Below are 6,303 nucleotides of genomic sequence, written 5' to 3'. Positions count from 1 at the left end.
TAGATGGCTTTGTCGGTCGGCTTCAGATCATTCGGTTTCCCTCCTGTCTGCGACCCAAGCTACAGGGCTCCTGACTCCTGCCCTGGCGGGACTGGCTCCCGCTGGATGCGCCAGCCTTAAGCTGGACGCACTCTGTTCTCAATATTCGTCCGCCTCGAAAGCACTGAGCTTCTTGGCCCTGCCCACCGATTTCTTCCGCTGCCGATACACGCGACCGATCGCAAGATTCAGGCTCGTTCTCGCCCGGCGAATCGAGCAGCATCTTGCATCTGGTGCAGTCCATCCTTTCCCTCATCGTGCTGATCGTTCGCTGCTCCACGGCCCTCCTCAGAACGCGGGGTGAGCAGGCGATCGTCGAACTGACGCTGAGGCAGCAGCTCGCAACCTACGCACACAACCGACGGAGGCCACGCCTCAGGCCGCTGGACCGCGCCTTCTGGGTAGCCCTCTCGCGTCTCTGGCCACGCTGGAGGAGTGCTCTGGTCATCGTCAAGCCTGAGACAGTCGTCCGCTGGCATCGTGAAGGCTTCCGACGCCACTGGACATTGATCTCGAAACCCGGCCCCGGCCGCCCGCCGATCTCCAAGGAGGTCCAACAGCTCATCGTCAGAATGGCTGCCGAGAGCCCCTGGAGGGCCCGCAAGATCCAGGCCGAGCTGTTGAAGCTGGGAATCCGCCTGAGCCTCGCGACCGTGTCCCGCTACCTCCCGGCCAGACCGCCCGATCCAGACGCGCAGCAGCGCTGGAAGACGTTTCTCCGCAACCACAAGGAAGTGGTCGCGGGCATGGACTTCTTCGTCGTCCCGACCGTCCGGTTCAGGCTTCTATACGTGTGGTTCGTGCTCGACCACGGAAGACGTCGCGTCCTCCACTTCAACGTCACCGAGCACCCGACCGCGGGCTGGGTGATCCAGCAGCTGCGCGTGACGTTTCCGGGCGAAGCTTCGCATCGCTTCCTCATCCACGACAACGACGCGATCTTCTCGGCCGCGGTCGCGAAGGCGGTCGCGAACCTCGGGGTCTCTCCCAGGAGAACCGCCTTCTGTAGTCCATGGCAGAACGGAACCGCCGAACGCTTCGTTGGTACCGTGCGACGCGAGTTGCTCGATCATGTCGTCGTCCTCGGCGAGGACCACCTGCGACGCCTACTCCGCGACTATGTGGATTTCTTCGAACGAGACCGCGTGCACACGGTGCTCAGGGACTCGCCGCTTGGAAGACCCGTCGAGCGCCGACCCTCGCTTCGTGCACGAGTCGTCGGGTCTCCTCGCGTCGGCGGAATCCACCAACGCTACGCTTGGAGCCAAGCCTCCTGATCCAGAGAGGCCGGCCCCGAGATCTCGCGATCAGACGAATGCGGATGAATATTGAGAACGGACAGCCCCGATCCAGGGCAGCTACCCGCACACGCGCAAGGCCGAGGACGCCATGCAGCGCTTCATCCGTCTGCTGTGGCAGAAGACGCCGATCGGGAGGTGGCTGACGTAACCGCGCTCGGCACGGTCCTACCGCTCCAGGATCTCGACCCGCCAGACGTCGGGACCGCTCGGCGGGCCCGGAGACTCCGCCTCCTCCTCCGCCGGCGGCTCCGCGGCGCGTCCCTTCAGCTCGGCCTTCAGCTTCGCGATGTCGTCCGGCCGGGCCACCCGGAGGACGTCGAGGGACGCGTCGGTCTCGATCTCGTCGAGCGCCTGCTGCATCCGGCTCGCGGGGTGGTAGCGATAGGCCAGCCGCAGCAGGCGCAGGGCCTCGTCGTGCTCCTGGGCGCGAGCGTGGACGCACGCCGTGTTGAAGAGATGGCCCGGGTCGCCGCTTTCTCCGGCGACACCGAGGATGCCGAGTACGTCCTTCGCACGCGGCTCGTCCTTCGGCTCGAGCCGCGCGAGCCAGCGCAGGCGGCCGCGCGCGGACCGGTGCCGGCGCCTCGTTGCGGCGCGGACGCTTCCGTGCCGGAAGATCTCGAGCGAGGCACAGGCGCCCGCGAAGACCACGCCCAGGTAGGGCGCTTCGCGGTCGAGCATCTCCTCGAGCGGCCTGCGGTCGCGGGGCCGCACGGCTAGGCGCCCCGCGGAGCGCAGGAAGAGCTGGGTCGAGGCGATCGCACGCACCAGGTCGCCCGCATGGCGGAAGCCCTCCGCGAGGTCTGCGGGCGGCTTCGCCTTGGTCCCGCGGGCCCGCTCCTCCGGGTCCTCATGCGGGGCGTGCGCGTGGAGGTGGGCGATCGCCAGCGCGTACGTGGCCTGGTACCAGGTCGGGTTCCACTTCGCGGTACGCGCGGCGCCCACCCGCAGGCCCGGCCCCTTGCCCGCGCTGCGCTCCCGGGCCTCGCGCAACGCCTCGAGGCCTTCACCGAGTCGGGTCCCGTCCCCAGTCTGGGTCAGGATCTGGCCGAAGCGCAGCAGGGCTCCTGCGTTCTGGGGGTCCACGAACAGCGCGCGCCGCAGCTGGCGCTCGATCACCCCCGGGCCGCTGTCATGGGCGATGCCGAGGTCGGCCTCAAGCAGCCGCGCGTAGCTCTGCCAATCCCGGGTCCCGAGCACCTCGTCGGGATCCGCGTCCTTGCGGTGGGAGAGGATGCCGTGCACGGCCCACGCGGCCATCTGCGTGGGGATCGCCTTCTCCGCGCCGAACGGAAGCTCCGCTTCGTTCCGGAACGGGCCGAAGGCCTGCTGGCTCACCACGCGACCCTTCTCGTCGGAAAGGGCTAGCGTCGCCTCGAGCGTCGGCCCCGCTCCGCGGACGGCGCCCGAGATGTTGAGCCGTCTCTCCGGGCGCAGCAGCCGCACCAACGGGGCGAGGAAGCGGATCGGTGCGGGCAGCTCGTCCGCTGGCTCGGCCACCTCCGCAACCGACGCCGTCGGCGCTGTCACCCGGGTGATGCGGGGCACGGGCAGGGTGGCCGCCGAGATCGCCGTGACGAGTTCGGCTCGGAGCCCCGCCGCCGCTCCCGCCTCCCCCGATCCCAGGTCCGCGAACTTGCCGACCTCGAGCCGGATCGCATCATCGTACGCGTTGACCCCAAGCCTCCAGCCGAGCCACAGCGCGAGCAGCAGCGCGCCCAGGATGGTTCCCACCCGTCCGATGTCCGAGGCCAGGCTCTCGATCCGGTCCAGGCGCCGGGACGCTGGCGACGTCGCCAGGAGCTCGGGAACCGGAGGCACGAGCACGGGAGAGGCTGTCTTCTCGCCACCATCGCCCGCACCCGGCGCCGCCTTCGGCTCGGCTGGCTCGCCCGCCGCGTCCGGCTTCGGATCGTCGCCGGGTGCCCGGTCGGGCGTTGGCGCCTCGGGCTCCGGTACCGGCCTTCCGCCCGCGTTGGCGAACAACTCCAGGGTGAGGGCCTCCAGGGCAGTCTGCGCCGCCTCGCGGTGACCAGCTTCCGCCAGCCGACAGGCCAGCGCGAAGGGCGCGCCCTGGCCCCGGGTCGCGTCCTTGCAGCCGGTCGGTTGTGCGATGCGGGCGGGCGCCCCGACGAACCAGCTGAGCAGCGCCAACACGGCGAGGACGGCAAGCGCGGCCCCGACCCCCGCCGCGATCCTCACCTCGTTCCCCCGAAGCGACCGACGACCAACGGCGATCGGCCCGTCCCCGCCGTCGCCGTCATGGACTCGACGCGCACGCGGGCCGAGAGCCGGTCCTGGCGGATCTCCACGTGCTCCCGCAGCCGCAACAAGAGCCTCCCACCGACGGGCACGAGGTCGGCACGCAGGTGTCTCGCGTCCGGATTCTCGTCGAGCACGTCCGGGCCGAACGCGCGAGGCGGGATCTCGCGTTGGATCAACCGGACTTCGGTCGCGGGTTCGCCACCCTCCGAAGGATCCGAAGCGGGAAGCGGCCACGGCGAGTTGCTCCAACGCACCAGCACTTCCAGGGGCTCCGCCATTCCGGGCTCGCCGCCGACCAGCTCGACCTCCTCACGGATCCAGCTGCCCGCCTCCCAAGGCTGCACCCTCAAATGGTAGGCGATCGACACCGTCCAGCGATCCGCCGGCGTCGCGACTTGTTCGATCCGCAGCTCGACGTTGCAGACGTCAGGCATCCCATGCCAGTATGCAGCAAAGCGAAGTCCCGAGAAAGGATCAACGGTAGAGCGGAGGGAGCAGGGAATGGCGTGCACGCTGACCAGCAAGGCCCAGGTCCGGCAGATCATCCACTCGTACTATCGGAAGAACTACCCGGGCAAGACCATCAACGACGGCACCAAGCTCTCCGCGCTCGGCGCCTCGGGCACGCGCGCCGGGAAGGACCACACGAACATCGCGGCGCGCGTTCGGACGAGGGGCTGCTCGATCGCAGGCTTCACGCCCACGGCGTACGCGGGCTCCTCGACGGTGGGCACGGTCGTGTCGAAGGCGTGGACCGCCGTGCAGGCGAACCGGTAGCGATGCACCGCCTCGCACTCGTCGCCTTCCTCGGTCTCGTCGCGGCCTGGGCCCCGCAGGCCCGGGCGCAGGATGGAGAGCTGGACGAAAGGCAGGAGCTGGAGGCGCTCTACGTCGTGAAGCAGCAGGTCCTCGAGCAACGGATCCAGGACCTCAAGAAGGACGTCACCCGGCCCGAGGCGGAGCTCGTCGCGGCCGCGGCGAAGGCCTGGGTCCAGAAGGTCGAGGAGGACCAGCGGGGGTTCGAGACCAGTCTGGACGCGAAGATCGACGTGAATCTCCAGTGGTCGGAGGAGTCGGCGCGCGCGTGGATGGAGCGGGGGATCGACCTGCGCGGAGCCTTCGTCACGAAGGAGCATCTCGGGACCTGGATGTCCCGCCTGCATCCGGAGCTTCCGGAGGCCGAGATCGAGCGTCGCATCGCCAAGGTGCCCGAGTTCTACGAGAGCACGGAGCCCGGCTACGTCGCCACCGCCGACGACAAGATGCAGACGGCGTTCGACAACGTCTCAGGTGTGGCGGGTCGGCCGCCCTCCCCGGACGAGCTCGAGATCGAGACCGGTGTCGACGCCACGCAGACGAAGGTCTTCCTCGACGACAAGGCGGCCAAGGCCAGGAAGGCCAAGGAGGAGGCCGAGCGAATCCGGACGAACGGCGTCTTCCCGCGCCTCGCGCGGGGCGGGTTCCACCTGCGCGACCAGTTCTCGGCCGCCCAGGCCAAGGCCAAGCCCGCGCGCTTCTCGGTCACGAAGAGCTCGGGGGACGACACGGTCTACAAGGCGGACTTCGCCCTCATCTGGGGGGGCTTCGACCTCTACTCGTTGGACGAGGAAAGCCGCGCTTGGGCCGGCGTGCAGAAGTCGTGGTCGGTCGAGGCCCACGTCTCGAGCGACGACTCCGAGAGCGAGAACGCGGTGCGGTTCCGCCGAAGCTGGAACGTGCACTGGTCGGCGCCCTACTTCACGGCCCTCTCGTTGAAGCACGAGACCGACAAGGACTTCGACGTGCACAAGACCAGCGGGGAGCTGCTGGCCACCTGGGTGCCGGACTCGCAAGTGGGCCGCGACCTGTGCGCGCACCTCTTCTGCGGGGACGACAAGCGCCTGCAGTTCCGCTGGGAGCCCTGGCTGGGGGTCGAGGGCGGCTACACCTGGGACGACGGGGGCACCGACGAGGACGACGAGATCCTGCGCCTGCTGGGCCGCCTCCGTGCCGACTGGAGCATCGGCTACGTCGCGCACCAGCTGGGGTTCAAGTCGGTCACGCTCTTCGCGGAGAACACCTTCCGCTACCTGCCGCTGGAGGACGGAGACGACACCCACAACTTCTTCAGGGCCGGGCTCAACTTCAAGCTGAACGAGCACCTGAGCCTGACCTTCGACTACAAGAACGGCGAGGATGCACCGGCCTTCGAGGACATCTCCACCTGGGGCGCCGGCCTCGGCGTGAAGTTCTAGGCGCCCTTCAGATCCCGGGATCCACGCCGGTCAGCTCGATCGACAGGTCCCACAGGCGTCGGGCGGTCTCCGGGTCTCGGCTCGCCGCGTTCGGCTCGGGCGTCTCCTCGAAGGCGAGTTTCCGAACTACAAGCGGGTGCTGGCAGCCTGGCCCGTGTGCGTCCTCAATATTCGTCCGCGTTGATATTGCTCAGCTTTTCCGCCTTCCCCTACAACTCGTTCCGTGGATGATACACCCGACCGATTCCCAGATTCAGACTCGTTCTGCCCCGCGCGATCACGCACCCTCCGGCTCCCATGCGGTCCTTGGTCATCTTCGCGATTTCGATCCTTCGCAGCGCCCGCGCACTATTCCGGAGTCGCGAGGAACAGGCGATCGTCGAGCTTGCCCTCCGCCAGCAGCTTGCGGTCTACGCCCAAGATCGGCCGCGACCGCGACTGAGCCCACTGGACCGAACCTTCTG

Annotated in this window: 5 protein-coding genes; 3 read left to right on the top strand and 2 right to left on the bottom strand. The window is 68.5% G+C overall.

Going from position 1 to position 6,303, the window contains the following annotated elements:
* Window positions 1–272: 272 nt before the first annotated feature.
* Window positions 273–1,316, top strand: coding sequence for a transposase (locus GY937_06080; protein ID MCP5056282.1), 1,044 nt, complete (start codon window positions 273–275; stop codon window positions 1,314–1,316).
* Between the two features lie 189 nt (window positions 1,317–1,505).
* Here GY937_06080 and GY937_06075 read toward each other — a convergent pair whose 3' ends face one another.
* Window positions 1,506–3,542, bottom strand: a complete 2,037-nt coding sequence (locus tag GY937_06075; GenBank protein MCP5056281.1) for a hypothetical protein — start codon at window positions 3,540–3,542, stop codon at window positions 1,506–1,508.
* Window positions 3,539–4,039 carry a hypothetical protein gene (locus GY937_06070; GenBank protein ID MCP5056280.1) on the bottom strand — a complete coding sequence of 167 codons (501 nt, stop codon included), beginning with the start codon at window positions 4,037–4,039 and terminating at the stop codon, window positions 3,539–3,541. The genes GY937_06075 and GY937_06070 overlap by 4 nt, the downstream gene beginning before the upstream one ends.
* Before the next feature lie 67 nt (window positions 4,040–4,106).
* On the opposite strand from GY937_06070, the gene GY937_06065 reads away from it, so the two are divergent.
* Window positions 4,107–4,382, top strand: coding sequence for a hypothetical protein (locus GY937_06065; GenBank protein MCP5056279.1), 276 nt, complete (start codon window positions 4,107–4,109; stop codon window positions 4,380–4,382).
* Between the two features lie 2 nt (window positions 4,383–4,384).
* Entirely contained in the window at window positions 4,385–5,839 is a 1,455-nt protein-coding gene (locus GY937_06060) for a porin family protein (protein MCP5056278.1), read from the top strand.
* Window positions 5,840–6,303 lie beyond the last annotated feature (464 nt).

This window comes from bacterium (assembly GCA_024228115.1).
GTDB lineage: Bacteria > Myxococcota_A > UBA9160 > UBA9160 > UBA6930.
This window is presented reverse-complemented; position numbering and strand designations above follow the sequence as displayed.

Bases quoted from the DNA above. Each gene is read 5' to 3' on its own strand.
- GY937_06060 (MCP5056278.1), top strand. From the start codon at position 4,385: ATGCACCGCCTCGCACTCGTCGCCTTCCTCGGTCTCGTCGCGGCCTGG.
- GY937_06070 (MCP5056280.1), bottom strand. From the start codon at position 4,039: ATGCCTGACGTCTGCAACGTCGAGCTGCGGATCGAACAAGTCGCGACG.
- GY937_06065 (MCP5056279.1), top strand. From the start codon at position 4,107: ATGGCGTGCACGCTGACCAGCAAGGCCCAGGTCCGGCAGATCATCCAC.